Origin of the sequence: Gordonia effusa NBRC 100432, assembly GCF_000241305.1 — a bacterium.
GTDB classification, from domain to species: Bacteria; Actinomycetota; Actinomycetes; order Mycobacteriales; family Mycobacteriaceae; genus Gordonia; species Gordonia effusa.
In genome coordinates, this window is record NZ_BAEH01000017.1 from 76,781 (window position 1) to 92,574 (window position 15,794).

At 63.9% G+C, this 15,794-nt stretch carries 16 protein-coding genes; 8 read left to right on the forward strand and 8 right to left on the reverse strand.

All coding sequences use genetic code 11. The features are described from left to right. Window positions 1–50: 50 nt before the first annotated feature. Complete coding sequence (locus GOEFS_RS02455; protein ID WP_007316289.1) at window positions 51–536, reverse strand: YflT domain-containing protein; 486 nt, start codon at window positions 534–536, stop codon at window positions 51–53. A gap of 131 nt (window positions 537–667) precedes the next feature. On the opposite strand from GOEFS_RS02455, the gene GOEFS_RS02460 reads away from it, so the two are divergent. The 4 genes from GOEFS_RS02460 (at window position 668) to GOEFS_RS02475 (ending at window position 4,875) form a co-directional block, all read left to right on the forward strand. After that, window positions 668–1,972, forward strand: a complete 1,305-nt coding sequence (locus GOEFS_RS02460) for a magnesium transporter MgtE N-terminal domain-containing protein (protein WP_007316290.1) — start codon at window positions 668–670, stop codon at window positions 1,970–1,972. After that, window positions 1,969–2,484, forward strand: coding sequence for a DUF1003 domain-containing protein (locus GOEFS_RS02465; RefSeq protein ID WP_007316291.1), 516 nt, complete (start codon window positions 1,969–1,971; stop codon window positions 2,482–2,484). The genes GOEFS_RS02460 and GOEFS_RS02465 overlap by 4 nt, the downstream gene beginning before the upstream one ends. 137 nt (window positions 2,485–2,621) lie before the next feature. Then, the gene (locus tag GOEFS_RS02470) at window positions 2,622–3,704 is read left to right on the forward strand and encodes a lytic transglycosylase domain-containing protein (protein WP_007316292.1); all 1,083 of its coding nucleotides are present in this window, start codon (window positions 2,622–2,624) and stop codon (window positions 3,702–3,704) included. A gap of 28 nt (window positions 3,705–3,732) precedes the next feature. Continuing rightward, a complete protein-coding gene (locus tag GOEFS_RS02475) occupies window positions 3,733–4,875 on the forward strand; it encodes an Mrp/NBP35 family ATP-binding protein (protein WP_040524341.1) in 1,143 nt (380 codons plus the stop codon). A 109-nt stretch (window positions 4,876–4,984) separates the two neighbouring features. Here the strand turns inward: GOEFS_RS02475 and tatB are convergent, their stop codons facing one another. The 4 genes from tatB to sigE form a co-directional block, all read right to left on the reverse strand. Beyond that, window positions 4,985–5,422: a Sec-independent protein translocase protein TatB gene (gene tatB, locus GOEFS_RS02480; protein ID WP_007316294.1), complete on the reverse strand. Its 438-nt coding sequence runs from the start codon at window positions 5,420–5,422 to the stop codon at window positions 4,985–4,987. A 10-nt stretch (window positions 5,423–5,432) separates the two neighbouring features. After that, a complete protein-coding gene (locus GOEFS_RS02485) occupies window positions 5,433–6,842 on the reverse strand; it encodes a S1C family serine protease (protein ID WP_007316295.1) in 1,410 nt (469 codons plus the stop codon). Window positions 6,843–6,852: 10 nt separating this feature from the next. Continuing rightward, on the reverse strand, window positions 6,853–7,308 hold the full coding sequence (locus GOEFS_RS02490) for a zf-HC2 domain-containing protein (protein WP_007316296.1): 456 nt from the start codon (window positions 7,306–7,308) through the stop codon (window positions 6,853–6,855). Between the two features lie 207 nt (window positions 7,309–7,515). Continuing rightward, window positions 7,516–8,166: an RNA polymerase sigma factor SigE gene (gene sigE, locus GOEFS_RS02495; RefSeq protein WP_050949748.1), complete on the reverse strand. Its 651-nt coding sequence runs from the start codon at window positions 8,164–8,166 to the stop codon at window positions 7,516–7,518. A 194-nt stretch (window positions 8,167–8,360) separates the two neighbouring features. Here sigE and GOEFS_RS02500 point away from each other — a divergent pair, with 194 nt between their 5' ends. Further along, window positions 8,361–9,017, forward strand: a complete 657-nt coding sequence (locus tag GOEFS_RS02500) for an O-methyltransferase (RefSeq protein ID WP_007316298.1) — start codon at window positions 8,361–8,363, stop codon at window positions 9,015–9,017. A gap of 89 nt (window positions 9,018–9,106) precedes the next feature. Here GOEFS_RS02500 and manB read toward each other — a convergent pair whose 3' ends face one another. From manB to rfbD, 3 genes are read right to left on the reverse strand one after another with little or no spacing between them, the layout of a single operon-like run. Further along, on the reverse strand, window positions 9,107–10,204 hold the full coding sequence (gene manB, locus GOEFS_RS02505; protein ID WP_007316299.1) for a mannose-1-phosphate guanylyltransferase: 1,098 nt from the start codon (window positions 10,202–10,204) through the stop codon (window positions 9,107–9,109). Next, window positions 10,194–11,117 carry a glycosyltransferase family 2 protein gene (locus tag GOEFS_RS02510; RefSeq protein WP_007316300.1) on the reverse strand — a complete coding sequence of 308 codons (924 nt, stop codon included), beginning with the start codon at window positions 11,115–11,117 and terminating at the stop codon, window positions 10,194–10,196. The genes manB and GOEFS_RS02510 overlap by 11 nt, the downstream gene beginning before the upstream one ends. A 60-nt stretch (window positions 11,118–11,177) precedes the next feature. After that, the gene (gene rfbD, locus GOEFS_RS02515; protein WP_007316301.1) at window positions 11,178–12,080 is read right to left on the reverse strand and encodes a dTDP-4-dehydrorhamnose reductase; all 903 of its coding nucleotides are present in this window, start codon (window positions 12,078–12,080) and stop codon (window positions 11,178–11,180) included. 181 nt (window positions 12,081–12,261) lie between these two features. Here rfbD and GOEFS_RS02525 point away from each other — a divergent pair, with 181 nt between their 5' ends. The 3 genes from GOEFS_RS02525 (at window position 12,262) to GOEFS_RS02535 (ending at window position 15,761) form a co-directional block, all read left to right on the forward strand. Continuing rightward, window positions 12,262–14,205 carry an LCP family protein gene (locus GOEFS_RS02525; protein WP_083837210.1) on the forward strand — a complete coding sequence of 648 codons (1,944 nt, stop codon included), beginning with the start codon at window positions 12,262–12,264 and terminating at the stop codon, window positions 14,203–14,205. Continuing rightward, a complete protein-coding gene (locus GOEFS_RS02530; protein WP_007316304.1) occupies window positions 14,193–14,915 on the forward strand; it encodes a TIGR03089 family protein in 723 nt (240 codons plus the stop codon). Before GOEFS_RS02525 ends, GOEFS_RS02530 begins: the two co-directional genes overlap by 13 nt. Before the next feature lie 174 nt (window positions 14,916–15,089). After that, window positions 15,090–15,761: a YdcF family protein gene (locus tag GOEFS_RS02535; RefSeq protein WP_007316305.1), complete on the forward strand. Its 672-nt coding sequence runs from the start codon at window positions 15,090–15,092 to the stop codon at window positions 15,759–15,761. The last annotated feature ends 33 nt before the right edge of the window (window positions 15,762–15,794 follow it).

Sequence of the window (15,794 nt, forward strand, 5' to 3'; positions counted from 1 at the left end):
GCGTGGCATTTTCACTCCCGCTCGTGCGACGAGCCGCGGGTTGCCGCTGGCTAGATATTCAGCTTCGCGAGCATGTCGCGCGCACGTTCGGCATTGCGTGGCTCACAGAGGACGTCGTATCGGCCGGCGACCAATTGCATCGTCGACGCGAAGTCACGGGTGCCTCGGGTGGCCGCATATGGAATGGAGGTAGATATGACACCGAATACCAAGCCGCCGACGATGCCGATCGCAATTGCCACAATCGGTTCCCCCACAACGAAACTCAGCAACAGGCCAAAGAACAGGCCGAGCCAGGCACCCGAAACCACTCCTCCCCCAATGACTTTGCCCCACGTCAATCGCCCGATGACGCGCTCGACCTGCATGAGATCGACGCCGACGATGGTGACCTCCCGGACCGGGAAGTCTTCGTCGGACAGGTAATCGACCGCTCGTTGGGCTTCGGCATAGGTCCGATACGAGCCGATCGGCCAGCCTTGCGGCGGCGTCGGGAGTCCCGGCGTCTCTCGGCCCGGGCGCATGGGATTGGTCATGACTCACCTTCCGTTGTCTCGAACCTTTGTCTCGAACCTGTTCAGATCGACGCGAGTGCCTCATATTTCGGAAACTCGCCGCCACTACGGTCAAACCGGATCTCGGTGCGCGCGGGGATTACGCTAACCGCATGGCATCGGTCAACAAGCTCTTCGTGGCCAGACTAGTCGGCCTCGCGGTTCTTGGCCCGGACGGCGAATCGATCGGTCGCGTCCGCGACGCGGTTGTCTCGATCCGTCTCACCGGCCAACCCCCACGAGTGCTCGGACTCGCTGTCGAATTGACCACTCGCAGAAGGATATTCGTCCCGATGCTGCGTGTCACCACCATCGATCCACAATCGGTCACGTTGACCACCGGAACGATCAGCATGCGCCGACTCAACATCCGGCCCGGCGAAGCACTCGCCGTGGGACAGATTCTCGACACCAGGGTCCGCACCGACGACCCCGATCTCGTCGACCTGCACGGCGCGGACCTCACCGTGGTCGATCTGGGCATCGAACAGACCCGTACCCGCGATTGGGTGGTCAACAAGGTCGCCGTCCGCGGTGGCCGGTTGCGATTGGGTCGACGAGGCGAGACCCATATCGTTGAATGGTCACACGTGCAGGGCATTACTCACACGTCCCTGAACCTCCCCGGGCAGGGCGTCGCGCAGGTGCTGCTGCAATTCGAAGGTATGCGCCCGGCCGACGTCGCCAACGCGCTGCGGGAGCTTCCGGACAAGCGGCGCAACGAGATTGCCGCCGCACTCGACGACGAACGACTCGCCGACGTGCTCGCCGAACTCCCGCCCGACGACCAGACCGCGATGATCGCGCGGATGGAACGCAGCCGCGCCGTCGACGTCCTCGAGGCGATGGACCCCGACGACGCCGCCGACCTTCTGGGCGAAATGTCACTGACCGAGGCAGAGGCACTGCTGACACGGATGGACCCACAGGAGTCCGAACCCGTCCGACGGTTGCTGATCCACTCTCCTGATACGGCCGGTGGTCTGATGACCCCCGAGCCGTTGATCGTGACGGCCGCGACCACTGTCGCCGAGGCGCTAGCCCGTGCCCGTAACCCCGACGTCACTCCCGCGGCGGCGAGTCTGGTTTTCGTAGTCCGTCCGCCCACCCAGACACCGACCGGAAAGTATCTGGGCTGTGTGCATCTTCAGGCGCTGTTACGTGAGCCGCCGGCGAATATCGTCGGCGGCATCCTCGACACCGACCTGGCATCACTCAAGCCCGAGGACTCGATGGAAACCGTCACCCGCTACTTCGCGACCTACAACCTGGTCTGCGGTCCCGTCGTCGACGACGATGGACATCTGCTCGGCGCGGTCAGCGTCGACGACCTGCTCGACGAAATGCTTCCGCGCGATTGGCGGGAGACCGAACCCGACGAAGACACCGCGCCCCTCGCCCAGGACGGTCGAGCATGAGCGCCGAGTCATCGGGCCGCCGCCTCGATACCCCCAAATCGGGCCGCCGAGGTCCATTCCTCAATATCGACGCCGACATCATCGGCGTATACGCCGAACGCATCGCTCGGTTCCTGGGCACCGGCCAGTATCTGGCCTATCAGACCATCTTTGTGATCATCTGGGTGACGCTGAATCTGGTCGCGGTCACCTGGCGGTGGGACCCCTACCCGTTCATCTTGTTGAATCTGGCCTTCTCTACACAGGCCGCCTACGCAGCACCACTTATTCTCCTCGCACAGAACCGTCAGGAGAATCGCGACAAGATCGCGCTCGACGAGGATCGTGCCCGCGCGGCTCAGACCAAGGCCGACACCGAGTTCCTCGCGCGCGAGCTCGCCGCGGTGCGACTTGCGGTCGGCGACACGGTGACTCGTGACTACCTGCGTAAAGAACTCGATGACTTGCTCGATGACCTCGTCGAACGGCTGGCAAAACGACCGTCGGATGCCGAATCAGGTGAAGCGGAGTAGTTCGGAAAACCTACAGATATCAGGGTTCGCGATACTGCACTCGATTGCGAAATGTATGGTGGGACACATTCGTGCATCTTGACTGATAGGGGGATGGCGGTGTCACCGACCAGCCATCGGGCGCGCGGGAGTCTACGATGACCAGCCTGCGCTTCTGGCAGCGTGCCCAAGGACCGAAACGCCCATCGTCGGCGCGCCGCGTTTTGACGACCGGCGTCGGCGGTGCGTTAGCTGCTGCTCTCATGCTCGGCGCCGCGACGTCGAGCGCTCATTCCGACGACGCCGCCCCCACCCTCGTCGGCCAGCCCGTTGCGGCACCTTCGGTCGTCGACGTAGTACCGGCCGCATCGAATACCGTGGCTATGAGCAATTTCGCACCGCCGGCGCCACTGCCGGCATCACTGATCGCACCGCAGTTCCGACTGGCAGCCGATCTCCCATCGGGCCCGTTGGGTATCCCCGGCGTCGTGCTGCAGGCATACAAACTCGCCGCCAGCCGGCTCGGCGACGAGCAGGCGGTCTGCAAACTTCCCTGGTACCTGCTCGCCGGCATCGGACGCATCGAGTCGAATCATGCGAGCAATGGCAACGTCGACGCATTCGGCACTACCCTGACGCCGATCAACGGTCCAGCGCTGGACGGCACGCTCGCCGGTAACGAAGTGATCCTCGATCACCGTGGGCAGGGTGTCAGCGCGATGGGGCCGATGCAGTTCATTCCCGGCACCTGGAATCGCTGGGGCTCCGACGCCAACGGCGACGGGAAAGCCGACCCCAACAACATCTTCGACGCGACGTACTCGGCGGGACGCTACCTCTGCGCTGGGGTCAACGACATCATGGCCGGTCAGAACGAAGTCTCTGCCGTGCTTCGGTACAACCACTCCATGGAGTACGTGACCAACGTTCTCGGCTGGGCCGCCGCCTACGCCACCGGTGTGATGCCGACCAATCCTCCCAAGGATCCGCGGCGGGCCGCGGATAAGTCGACGTCGCCCAAGCCGTCGACGTCGGGGCCGTCGACGAGCACGAAACCGTCGACCGAGCCCAGTCCCACCACCCGTCCGCAGCAGAATTGTTTCATCGTGTGCTTGCCGACCCTGCCGGCGCCGAAACAACAGCCCGCGCCAAAGCCGGCCCCAAAGACAGCTCCGAAGCCCGGACAAGCCAAGCCGCAGACACCGAAGCGGACCCCCGCGGCGGTACCGCAGCCGCGCTGAGATTCCCACGCCGGTAGGCTGAATGGCGATGTCTACCGTCGCCGTCCCCACCGAATCGTCGGTGCGCGCTGCCCTGTCTAAGGTCAACGACCCCGAGATCGGCAAGCCGATCACCGATCTCGGAATGGTCAAATCTGTCACCGTCAACGACGACTCGAGCGTCGACGTCGTGATCTATCTGACGACGTCGGGCTGTCCGATGCGTACCGAGATCTCCGGTCGGGTGCAGACCGCGGTCTCCGATGTCCCCGGCGTCGGCAAAGTCGACGTCGAGCTGGACGTGATGAACGACGAACAGCGCACGGAGTTGCGCAAACAGCTGCGTGGTGAGGCGGCCGAACCAGTCATTCCATTCGCCCAGCCAGGCTCGCTCACCCGCGTGTACGCGGTGGCGTCGGGCAAAGGTGGCGTCGGAAAGTCAAGTGTCACAGTCAATTTGGCGACGGCGCTGGCGTCGCGCGGATTGTCGGTCGGTGTTCTCGACGCCGATATCTACGGCCATTCGGTCCCGCGCATGTTGGGCAGCGACGCCAAGCCGACGCAAGTCGAGCGAATGATCCTGCCGCCGATGAACCACGATGTGAAGTTCATTTCGATCGGCCAGTTCACCGACGGTAATACCCCGGTGACCTGGCGGGGGCCGATGTTGCACCGCGCCCTTCAGCAGTTTCTCGCCGACGTCTACTGGGGCGACCTGGACATCCTGCTACTCGACCTGCCGCCGGGCACCGGTGACGTCGCCATTTCCATCGCCCAGCTAATCCCCGGAGCCGAGATACTGGTCGTCACGACTCCGCAGCAAGCCGCTGCCGAGGTGGCCGAGCGGGCCGGCGCTATCGCTCTACAGACTCGTCAGAAGGTCCTCGGCGTCATCGAGAATATGTCCTGGCTCGAGTTGCCCGACGGCACGCGGATGGAACCATTCGGCGCTGGCGGTGGCGAACAAGTTGCCGAGCGCCTGACTCGCGCCGTCGGCGCGAAGGTCGAATTACTCGGCCAAATCCCGTTGGAGACCGCCCTGCGCGAAGGGGGTGACGCCGGCAATCCGGTGGTGTTGTCGGCGCCCGATTCGCCGGCAGGATCGGCCTTGCTGGGCATCGCCGACAAGCTCGCGGTCCGCAAGCGCGGGCTGGCGGGCATGAGCCTGGGAATCGACACGACGCGACACTAGGTCGCAGGCGGACCTTGAGCCGTGAAAATCGTCCGAATACTGGCTCACCGGGGGCATATTGCCCTAGGTGGGCAACTATTCGGACGATTTTCCCGAGCTGGGCGCGGGACTAGGTCGCGTCCCATTCGCTGACGTCGTGGCGCGGCTTCGCAGGTTGCGCGGGAGCCGACGCCGACTTTGACATATCCACCGACGACGCGGGAGCCGACTTACTCAGCGAAGGCGTTGGGGCAGAGCTCTTTTCGTCGTCGAAATAGGTTTTCGGCGACAACAACGACGAATCACCGTCGAGCAGATGTTTGGTGACGAACCCGGTCGGGGTCATCCCGCGTAGTTCGTTGAGATCGGCGAGCGGCTTACGAAGATCCTCGAACTCGGGTCCGAGTTCACCTTTGAGTTGACTGGTTGCTCCGGTCGCGTAGTCGCGTACCTGACGCAGTGATTTGAATGTCCACGACACGGCGCCGGGAAGACGCTCGGGGCCCAGGATGATGAGCCCGGCGGCGAGAATGATCAGAATCTCGCCCCCGCCAATGTTATTGAACATAACCGCGACCTTAGTCCGATGCCGGCGTGATGGTGCCGTTAAAGGTCCGGCCGTTGCGCCAGAACGTAAATGGGACAGGTTTGCCGATCTGGGATTTGAAAACCATCACCGTCAATTCGTCGGCGGATTGCACCAATTGACCGCCAAACCCGGTCACCACGTCACCCTCACGCAGGCCCGCGCGGTCGGCCGGCGAACCCTGCACGACATTGACCACTTGAGCACCGAGCACTCGCACATTGCGCACGTCCCGGGTGTTCACTCCGATCTGCGGGTGCGAGATCTTCTCTCCTCGAATCAGCCGCTGCGCGATGGACATGGCCTGGTCGATGGGGATAGCGAAGCCAAGACCGATCGACCCGCCAGTGCCCGAGCGAAGCAGATAATTCACGCCCATGACAGCGCCCGAGTCGTCAACGAGCGGACCACCGGAGTTACCCGGGTTAATCGCGGTGTCCGTTTGAATAGCGTCGATGACCGAGGGCACATCCGACTCGTCTTCCTGCGGGCCGACGGTCGGTCGGTGCAGAGCGCTCACGATTCCGCTGGTGACTGTTCGCTCCAGGCCCAATGGCGACCCGAAGGCGATCACTTCCTGGCCGATCTGCAAGGTATTGGAGTCACCGATCTTGGAGACCGTAAGGTTGTTCACGTTGTCGACCTTGATGACGGCGGTGTCGTTTCTGGGATCGCGCCCGACGATCCGTGCCGGCACACGGGACCTATCAAAGAACACAACCTCGACCCGGCTGTCCTTGGGATCCTCTGCCGCCATTGCCACCACGTGATTGTTGGTGAGTATGTAGCCGGCTTTATCGATCACGAAGCCCGACCCGGTACCGCCCGACGATCCGGCCCGAACATCAATCGAAACCACCGACTTGGCGACCGCGTTCGCGACCCGGGTGACCGCGCCCGCGGGGTTGCGGTCGTCGGAATTTCCCTTGGCAAGTTCAACCGTATCGGAGTTGAGCGGAGCGACGACCTCAGCGGTCCAGCGGCCCATCAGGCCACCGACCAGACCGATAAGTAGTGCGATGACGCCGAGCGTAACCAGAGCCGGCCAGGCAATACCCCGACCAAGCAGTACCTCTTTGACACCGAGTTTGGGACCGGGACCCGTCGGCGCGGCGCGCTGCTTCTTCGCGAGCGCGGGAGTAGCTAACGACGCCGCGCTTTCCGGATTCCGCCACGGGTCAGGTTCAGCGTCGGGTACTTCATGCTCGCCGTACCGGGCGTCGGGGTCACGGGGCAATGACTCGCTGCTACCTGGTGGACGTCCGAACGCTTCGGCGAGTACCGGGTCCGGTGGCGCGACGGCCGGCTGTGGCTTATCCGACGATGCCGTTTTCGATTCGTCAAACGACCCTTGAACCCCATTGGGACGACCGAACACACTGGCCTCGGTCGGCGACTTCACCCCGGTCAACCTATCGACCCCGCCTGGGGTGCAGTGGACCACGGTTAGTCATGTCGATCTCCTGAGTCGGAATTGCGGCGAGCTGCCCGAGCAACGACGGCGGCACCGACAACGGCCCCGACGATGAACGAAGCATAGTACGCGCGGCCGACTGTGCGTCGACAGCGGCCCGACATTCCGCACATACCTCTAAATGGCCGGCGGCACGCAGATGAGCGTTGACGGTAAGTTCACCGTCAACGTACGCGGCGACTGCCTCCGGTGCGAGGTGCTCGGTGGCCGCGAAACCGCGTCCCCCAGGCGTGCCGGGAGCGCGATAGCGCGGGTTGGCCGCGAAAGAAGTGGTGATCGGGGTCCAGGTAGCCGGATTCCAGGGTGAGCGCCGCCGTCTGCGCATGTCATTCGCATCGTTGTGCGGAAAACTCGCATCTCCCGCGAACGGAGTGCCTGGAGTGCGATCGTGCACCTTGCGACCCCTTTCGTTCGTGGAAGCCGAACACCCAGCGCGCTCGACCACCTTCCAAGACTATCCGAGGCTACCAACGAACGGCGCGCACGAGAGGTTCCCGGGCTGGACTTCACTCGTTCGGTCTATCGGCCGATGAGTGGTTTCGCGGGTGAAGAGGTTAGTCGGTCGAGCGAATGATTACTCCCGGCGTCGCCGCAAATGGAGCTACTTTCCGATGTGCACGGCCCGAGAATCGGTCAGGCCCTGCGCGGTCAGGTAATCGCGAATCGTCTGGCGACCCCGGTGGATACGGCTGCGGACCGTACCGAGTTTCACACCCAAGGTGGTAGCGATCTCCTCATACGACAGACCCTCGATATCACACAGAACCACGGCGGCACGGAACTCGGGTGCGAGCTGATCGAGTGCCCGCTGCAACTCGGGATCGAGATTGGCATCGGCGAATATCTGCTGCGGATCTGGCGTGTTCGCCGGCACGCGGTCGTATTCAGCCGGCAGCGCTTCCATCCGAATCTTGTTGCGCCGTCGAACCATATCGAGGAAGAGGTTCGTGGTGATGCGGTGCAGCCAGCCTTCGAAGGTTCCCGGCTTGTAGTTCTGCAGCGAGCGGAACACCCGGATAAAGGTTTCCTGGGTCAGGTCCTCGGCATCATGCTGATTGCCCGACAATCGGTAGGCCAACCGGTAAACACGATCCGCGTGCTCACGGACGAGTTCATCCCAGGACGGCATCAGCGTCGAATCGCCGGTTGCGTCGAAACCCGCGGTTCCTGACGTGCTTGCCATGGACTCCGATGCGCTCGCCGAATCGACTTCGTCCCGAACTGTTGGGGTGAACACTGCAGGATCAGTCATCGTGTGTGGCCAGTCCTTCCCGCGGCACAGCATGTGCCATCTGCACTATGGAGAACGTCACCACGCTCGGCGGTATTCCGTCCGTTGGTATAGACCCTCTCCTACCGCTGTGTGGCAGCCGTATGAGCGGCCTGAGTGTTGCCTGAGGATGTAGTTGCGCCGGCTCGGAGCACCTATCCCCTAAGCTTCGAGGGGTGACCGACTCTCGCGCGCAGGCGCCGTCTCCCGAGGCCGCAATACTCGCCTACGCCGAATCGGCGATCGTCGAAGACGACGCCCTCCTCGCCGCGCGCGAACGCGCAACCGAATTGGGCGCCCCGACAATCGCCCCGTCCGTGGGCGCACTATTGTCGCTACTCGCGCGAGCCGCCGACGCTCGCGCGGTCGTCGAAGTGGGTACCGGTGCGGGCGTGAGTGGTTTGTGGCTGCTCAACGGCATGTCCGAGACCGGCGTCCTGACGACCATCGATCCCGAGATCGAGTATCACCGTGCGGCGCGTGAATCATTTCGCGGCGCCGACGTCGCGCCCGGACGAACCCGGCTAATCAACGGCACTCCACGAGATGTGCTGCCTCGTCTCGCCGACGAATCCTACGACCTCGTTTTCATCGACGGCCCGGTGATCAATCATCCGCAATTCGTCACCGAGGCGACTCGCATCCTGCGACCCGGCGGCATCGTGGTGGTACATAACGCCACCGCCGACGGCACCGTCGCAGATCCCGAAGCGAATGATGCCGTCACCGTCGCCGCGCGCGAAGCCGCCCTCATCATTGCCGACGACGACCGACTTCTGCCGGTGGTCATTCCGCTAGGTACTGGCGTGCTGGCCGCCGCGAAGGCGCGGTAGCCGCCGGGCGCCACTGGAAATGTCCCCATCACGGCCGCAGACGGCGATATAGCGCCTGCTCGGCTCAGGGGGACAGTTCCAGCGGGGAGTCAGACGTCGGTGCTGAACCGCACCCCGTTATCCGGAATCTGAACTCCGGGCCAGACCCGCGCCCCGCGTAGGAGTTCGCACCGCGCACCAATATCAGCGCCATCGCCAATTACGGTGTCGCGCACCAGAGCTCGCGGACCAAGACGTGCGCCGTAACCGATGATGCTGCGTTCGACGACCGCTCCGGCCTCGATTATCGCGCCGTCGAAGACAACCGCGCCGTCGAGCCGGGCCCCCGGTCCGATCTCCGCACCGCGCCCGACCACCGTGCCGCCGATCAGCAGCGCCCCCGGAGCGATGCCCGCACCCTCATGTACCAAGAACTCGCTGTGCCGATCGCCAAGTGCCGGCGACGGCGCGATACCCCGGACCAGGTCCGCGGACCCGCGGACGAAGTCTTCGGGCGTTCCCATGTCTCGCCAATAGGCGTGGTCGACGTGGCCCTGCACGTGGCGACCGTCCGCCAGCAACCCCGGGAAAACTTCGCGTTCCACTGACACCGGACGACCCGCCGGAATCTCTTCGATGACAGACCGCCGGAACACATAGGTGCCCGCGTTGATCTGATCGGTCGGCGGATCTTGCGTCTTCTCCAAAAAAGCTGTGACGCGGCCGGATTCGTCGGTGGGTACGCAGCCGAAGGCACGGGGATCGCTGACCCGAACCAGGTGCATGGTGACGTCGGCGCCCGACGATTCGTGCGTATCTAGTACGTCGCGCACATTGGTGCCGCCGAGAACATCGCCGTTAAACACCAGAATCGTGTCGGCGGTCAACTGCGACAGCACATTGCGGATGCCTCCGCCGGTACCTAGCGGCTCGGTCTCGGTGACATAGCGCAGCTTCATCCCCAGCTTGGAGCCGTCCCCGTAGTACTCGGAGAACACCTCGGCTTTGAACGACGTGCCGAGCACCACATCGTCGATGCCGGCCGCCTGGATACGCGACAGCAGATGGGTGAGGAAAGGGATACCCGCGGTCGGCAGCATCGGCTTGGGTGCCGACAGTGTCAGTGGCCGCAGCCGGGTCCCCTTGCCGCCCACCAGGACGACGGCCTGCACCGGCGGCCGCTCCGACGCATCGCGTTCAGTCGACATTCGACGTTCCTTCCTGATCACGGGAATTTCCCGCGGCCGCGGCGTCGGCCTTATCCAACGCGCGACGCGCTGCCGCGACGGCAACTTTCGACCGCACCGCCAGGCCGGCCCGCAACGCCAACCGCAACGGAGCACGCCACGGTCCCGGATTGCGGTCCGCCTGGAAACGGTAGGCGCTCTGATGATGGGCGGGGAGCATCTTCTCCGGATGTCGTCCGGCCGCATGACCCTTGGTGTGCACGATGTGTGATGTCGGGACGAAGATATTCAGCCACCCGGCCTTGCCGAGTCGATCACCCAGGTCGACATCTTCCATATACATGAAGTAGCGCGAGTCGAAGCCGTCGATCGAGTCAAAGGCATTGCGCCGCAACAACAAACACGACCCCGACAGCCAACCCACCGGACGTTCGGTCGGTGCGGCGTCTTCTTCGCGATATGCCGTTGTCCACGGATTGGACTTCCAGACCGCGCCAAGCAATGCGTGTCCCGTCCCTGAGATGAGGTCGGGAACGCGCCGCGCCGATGGATAGATGGTGCCGTCGGGTTCGCGGATCATCGGTCCGAGCGATCCGGCGCGCGGCCAACGTCGGGCGGCGCTGAGCAGTTCGTCGAGCGAGCCGGGTTCCCAGGCGACGTCGGGGTTGGCGATGACGACGAACTCGACATCAGGATCGATCTCGGTGACGCCACGATTCATCGCGCCGCCATATCCGATGTTGCCGCCGGTACGGACCAGAGTCACATTGTCGTGCTCTCGTTCGGCCCGCTCGGGCGCGCCGTCGTCCGAGCCGTTGTCGGCGATGATTACGCGATGATTCTCGCTGGTCGCCGCCTTAAGGGTGTCCAGGAAGGTCGTCAGGTAGTCGCCCGAGGAATACGTCACCGTCACCACGGCCAACTGATCAGTCACCGGGTCAGGGTAACCAACGCTCCCGCAACGTCGAAAATCCCAGCGATGATCCCGGTGCGATCAGTCCTCCGACAACGCGTCCGACAGCGCCCGACGCCAGTCGCGAAACGGCGTCAGCCCCGCTTGTGCCCACGACGCCCCCGACAGGACCGAGAAGGCCGGACGCGGCGCGGGACGCGGAAATTCGTCGGTCGTGCACCGCTGCACCCGCTGAGGGTCGAGAGACAGGTCGACGAAAATCTCCCGCGTCAGTTCCCACCAGGTTGCCCGACCGGCATTTGTCGCGTGCAGTACCGCCCCTGCCACCCTCCGCCTCGGCATCGCGGCGAGTTCCCAGAGTCCGCGCGCCAGATCGATGGCATATGTCGGCGATCCGGTCTGATCGTCGACGACCGAGAGAATGTCGCGTTGTGCCGCCAGTCTGCGCATAGTTCCCACGAAGTCCGCGCTGTCCTGGCGGCCGGTATAGACCCACGCTGTCCGAACGACGGTGACGTCGGGATTCGCTTTCAACGCAGCGCGCTCACCAGCGAGTTTGGTTTCGCCGTACACGGTGGGCGGCGTCGATGCGGCAGCTTCGGCCGGCTCGTACGCCGCGGTGCGGGACGACACGATGCCGCCACCTGCCGCGGGGCCGTCGAAGACGTAGTCGGTCGAGATATGAATGAGCCACGCACCCGACGCCGCGCATGCCCCGGCGAGGTTGGCCGGTCCGTGCACATTCCCCGCCCAGGCTTCTTCGCGTTTCGATTCGGCGCCGTCAACATTCGTATACGCGGCACAGTTGATCACGACATCGTCGGGGCTCAATTCTCCGAATCGACGTGCTACCGCGGCGTCGTCGGCAATATTGAGATCCCTCGACGTCAACGGCACCACCCGCAGGTCGTTGGGGGCGGTTGCCAGCAGCGCTCGGCCCAATTGGCCACCGGCACCCGTGATGAGAACCACACCTGCATTCATATGACCATCCTGCACGTCAGTGTTCCGTGGACAAATTCTCGGCGTCTGCCTCGGCGTTGCGCTCCCCGACTTTACGCACGGCGCAAGTAGCCTTGCGGTAACACCAGAAACTTTTGCAACAGCAACATCACCAGACGCAGCGCGGTTCCGCTGCCCGAATTCGGAGGGAGCAACCCGGCCGGTGGATTCTCGTTCCCCCCGCACACCCGATCAGCGACGTGCCAAGCCCCCGACGTCGGAGGAGCGCGCGGCAACTCGTGGGGGTGCCGCACGCCCAAACCGCGCTCAGCCATCACGCGGAGGGCAGCAACGACGCCCCGTCGACGCGGAACGCAAGCCTCGACGCCCGCGCCCCGACGGTGACCGCCCTCGCCCCGAGCGGATCCCCAACGAAGGCGAAGTCCGTCGATCCTCTGGTGAAATCCATACCCGCGAACAAGAGGCTCGACGTCGACCCAAGCCGGGGACCAAGAAAGCAGCGCAGCGGCCGCCGCAAGCTGCCAAAACCGGCGCCCCAAAACCGAAGTCCCCGCGTGCCACCAAACCAAGCGCCGGCGGGACAGAGCCCGCGCGCACGAAAGTCGGCGCGCCACCGGCAAAGTCGCGTCCGCCGCGCCCCAAGGTGTCGCCCACCGGGCCTCCCCCGCCCGACGGCACGCCCTCTACCGCGCTGCTCGCCGCGATACCTCCGCGGGGACGCCTAGCCGGCCGATTCACGATCGCCATACTGTCCGCGGTCGTACTACTGGTGTGCGGATACGCGTGGAACAGTGTCCGCGGCCTCGAAGGCGGAATCACTCAACTCGGTGGTCTCGACCTCGGTTCGGGCGACGACGGTGCCGTCGACGTATTGCTGGTCGGCACCGACTCCCGAACCGACGCCAAAGGAAACCCGTTGTCGGCGAAGGAACTTCGTTGGTTGCGCACCGGCGACGATGTCTCGACGAGCACCGACACCATCATCCTCGTCCGCATTCCCAATAACGGTTCATCGGCTACTGCGGTGTCGATCCCGCGTGACGCCTACGTCGATGTGCCCGGTCTGGGCAAGAGCAAGATCAACGCGGCCTACGGCGCGACGCGAGAACACGTGCGACGCACCGAAGTTGAGGCCGGCAAGGATCCCAAGCAAGCCGAGACCGACGGTGTGCAGGCAGGTCGTAAGGCCCTTGTGCGCACCGTTGCCGACCTCACCGGTGTACAGGTCGATCACTACGCGGAAGTCGGCCTCCTCGGTTTCGCGCTACTGACCGACGCCGTCGGAGGTGTCGACGTCTGTCTGAAAGCTCCAGTGCGCGAACCGATGTCAGGAGCACGGTTCAAAGCGGGACGGCAAACCCTTACCGGCGGAAAGGCGTTGAGTTTCGTCCGGCAACGACACGACCTGCCCCGCGGCGACCTCGACCGCATTACTCGCCAACAGGTGTTCATGGCGTCACTGGCGCAGAAGATTCTCTCCACTCAGACGCTGACCAACTCCAGTCAGCTCTCCAAACTGCAGAATGCGGTCTCCCGGTCAGTGGTTATCGACGACAACTGGGACATCCTTAAATTCGCCGAACAGCTCAAGGACTTGACCGGGGGCAATGTCAAGTTCTCCACCGTTCCGGTCGTCACCGAACAGGGTTGGAGCGACGACGGTACCCAGAGCGTGGTGAAGGTTGATCCCGCCGAGGTGAAGAAGTTCACCGAGAAACTGCTGAGCAGCGGGACGTCGTCGAAGTCGAAGAGTTTCGACCGTGGCGACTACACAGTCGACGTCGTGAACGCGGGCACCATCGACGGCCTGGCGGCAAATGTGGGAAATATCTTGTCCAGCAAAGGTTTCCAGACCGGCAAGACATCGACGTCGACCGCGAATGACCGCGACAGTGTCGTCTATACGCACAGCAAGGGTGACGCATCGCAGACACTCGCGCGCGACCTGGGCAACCTCACCGTGCGCGAAGATGCGTCGCTGCCCGAGAACACGATGCGTGTGGTGCTCACCAACACCTTCGCTGGACCCGGCTCGATTGCCGACACCGGCCCGTCCTCCGATGCCAGCCAGGCTGCTGCCAGCGCCAAACCCAAAGCGCCCGCACCGATTTCGGCGGGTACCGACGGACCGGTATGCGTGAACTGATGGGACACAACACAATCACCGCGGCACTCTTCGACGCCGTGACCGATTACTCCCAGCCGATGCTGACCTTCTATCACGACGGCACCGGCGAACGCACCGAACTGTCGGCGGCGACGTTGGGCAATTGGGCGGCGAAGACAGCCAACTATCTCCGGGACGAGGTCGGAATCGGCCCGGGCGACGATGTCGTGATCGACCTACCCGAACATTGGCAGACCGCGGCGATCCTGCTGGGCGCGTGGTGGGCCGGTGCGCATGTCCACACCGCCTCGGTCGAGAGCGCGCACATCTACGCGGCGTTCACCACGGTCGACGACGTCGACCGCTTTGACGCCGACGAAATTGTCGTCGCATCACTCGACCCATTCGCGCTCGCCATCAAGGATCTACCGATCGGGGTTGCCGATTTCGGTAGCGCGGTTCGGGTACACGGCGACCAGTACTCCCCCAGCGGATTTTCCGCCGGGGCGGCACTCGACGGCCAATCGGTGGCCCAAGTACTCGATACCGCCGCCACAAATGCCGCCGACAGTGGCATCACGGCCGATTCACGCGTACTAACGACCCGCCCGTGGAACGATGCCGACGACATCGTCGAGCATCTGGTGGCACCACTGGCCGTCGGAGCCTCTTTGGTGGTCATCGCCGACGCGGACCCGGCCAAAGTCGACGCCAAGGTGACTGCCGAACGCGCCTCGATTCGCCGTTAGGCCCGGCCCGCGCGTCCTATTTTCGGACTACACGGGAAAATTCGATCCTGTGAATTCCGGCCCGCGTGTCACGGCGTGTCGTCGGCGTGTCGCCCGGCATGTCGGACACGAGATGGTCTCTATGCTGTGTCGTCAGCTTTACATGACCTAGTTAGCCGACCTATTTTGTGACGCATGGGCATCAAAGTGAAAGTTGCTGGGTTTCTTGCTGCCAGCGTTGTCGCGGTGACTACCGCATTAGGTGCGGCCCCCGCCGCGCAAGCGTCGCCAACTACGGTCGTCAACGGCATCCTCTCGACTGTCGGCGGATGCCAAACCGCCAACGACGATCTCATCAAGTTCTGTACGAACCTCGAACGGCTCACCCCCGAAGTCCCCATGATGCTCAAACTCAATCCTGTTGGCACCCGGATCGTGGTACTCGGCGCGGGGCTCAATCGCGATGGCTCGATGAAGCCGGTCCTCGTTACCCGACTCAAAGCCGCTTTGTCCCTTGCCCGCGCGTTTCCGACCGCGGGCATCATCACCACCGGCGGCTTGCCCAAGGGCGGGCACACCGAAGCTCAGGCGATGCGCAAGTGGCTACTGGCCCACGGCGTCTGGTCCTGGCGCGTGGCCACCGAAAACCGCAGCCGTACCACCGTCGAGAACGCCCGCTACACCGCGCGCATGTTGGCAGCGGGGCGGGCAAGCGGTGCCGTGGTGGTCAGCAGCCCGACTCACGTCAAGCGCGCGATGATCAACTTCCGGCAGGCGGTACGCGGCTCGATCCCTGTCGCCGGTGTGATCTCGGGCTACACCAACGGTGCGCCGGCCGACGGCGGCTCCAGCTCCGGATCAAGCTAGCGACAATAGCGGCGAATGGCCCCGACATCGAAA

What these genes read in the sequence shown, in the direction of transcription:
- tatB (WP_007316294.1), bottom strand. Translation starts at nt 5,422, where the DNA reads ATGTTCAATAACATTGGCGGGGGCGAGATTCTGATCATTCTCGCCGCC.
- sigE (WP_050949748.1), bottom strand. Translation starts at nt 8,166, where the DNA reads ATGACTGATCCTGCAGTGTTCACCCCAACAGTTCGGGACGAAGTCGAT.
- GOEFS_RS02465 (WP_007316291.1), top strand. Translation starts at nt 1,969, where the DNA reads ATGAGCGCCGAGTCATCGGGCCGCCGCCTCGATACCCCCAAATCGGGC.
- rfbD (WP_007316301.1), bottom strand. Translation starts at nt 12,080, where the DNA reads ATGAATGCAGGTGTGGTTCTCATCACGGGTGCCGGTGGCCAATTGGGC.
- GOEFS_RS02455 (WP_007316289.1), bottom strand. Translation starts at nt 536, where the DNA reads ATGACCAATCCCATGCGCCCGGGCCGAGAGACGCCGGGACTCCCGACG.
- GOEFS_RS02460 (WP_007316290.1), top strand. Translation starts at nt 668, where the DNA reads ATGGCATCGGTCAACAAGCTCTTCGTGGCCAGACTAGTCGGCCTCGCG.
- GOEFS_RS02470 (WP_007316292.1), top strand. Translation starts at nt 2,622, where the DNA reads ATGACCAGCCTGCGCTTCTGGCAGCGTGCCCAAGGACCGAAACGCCCA.
- GOEFS_RS02530 (WP_007316304.1), top strand. Translation starts at nt 14,193, where the DNA reads ATGCGTGAACTGATGGGACACAACACAATCACCGCGGCACTCTTCGAC.
- GOEFS_RS02475 (WP_040524341.1), top strand. Translation starts at nt 3,733, where the DNA reads ATGTCTACCGTCGCCGTCCCCACCGAATCGTCGGTGCGCGCTGCCCTG.
- GOEFS_RS02535 (WP_007316305.1), top strand. Translation starts at nt 15,090, where the DNA reads ATGGGCATCAAAGTGAAAGTTGCTGGGTTTCTTGCTGCCAGCGTTGTC.
- manB (WP_007316299.1), bottom strand. Translation starts at nt 10,204, where the DNA reads ATGTCGACTGAACGCGATGCGTCGGAGCGGCCGCCGGTGCAGGCCGTC.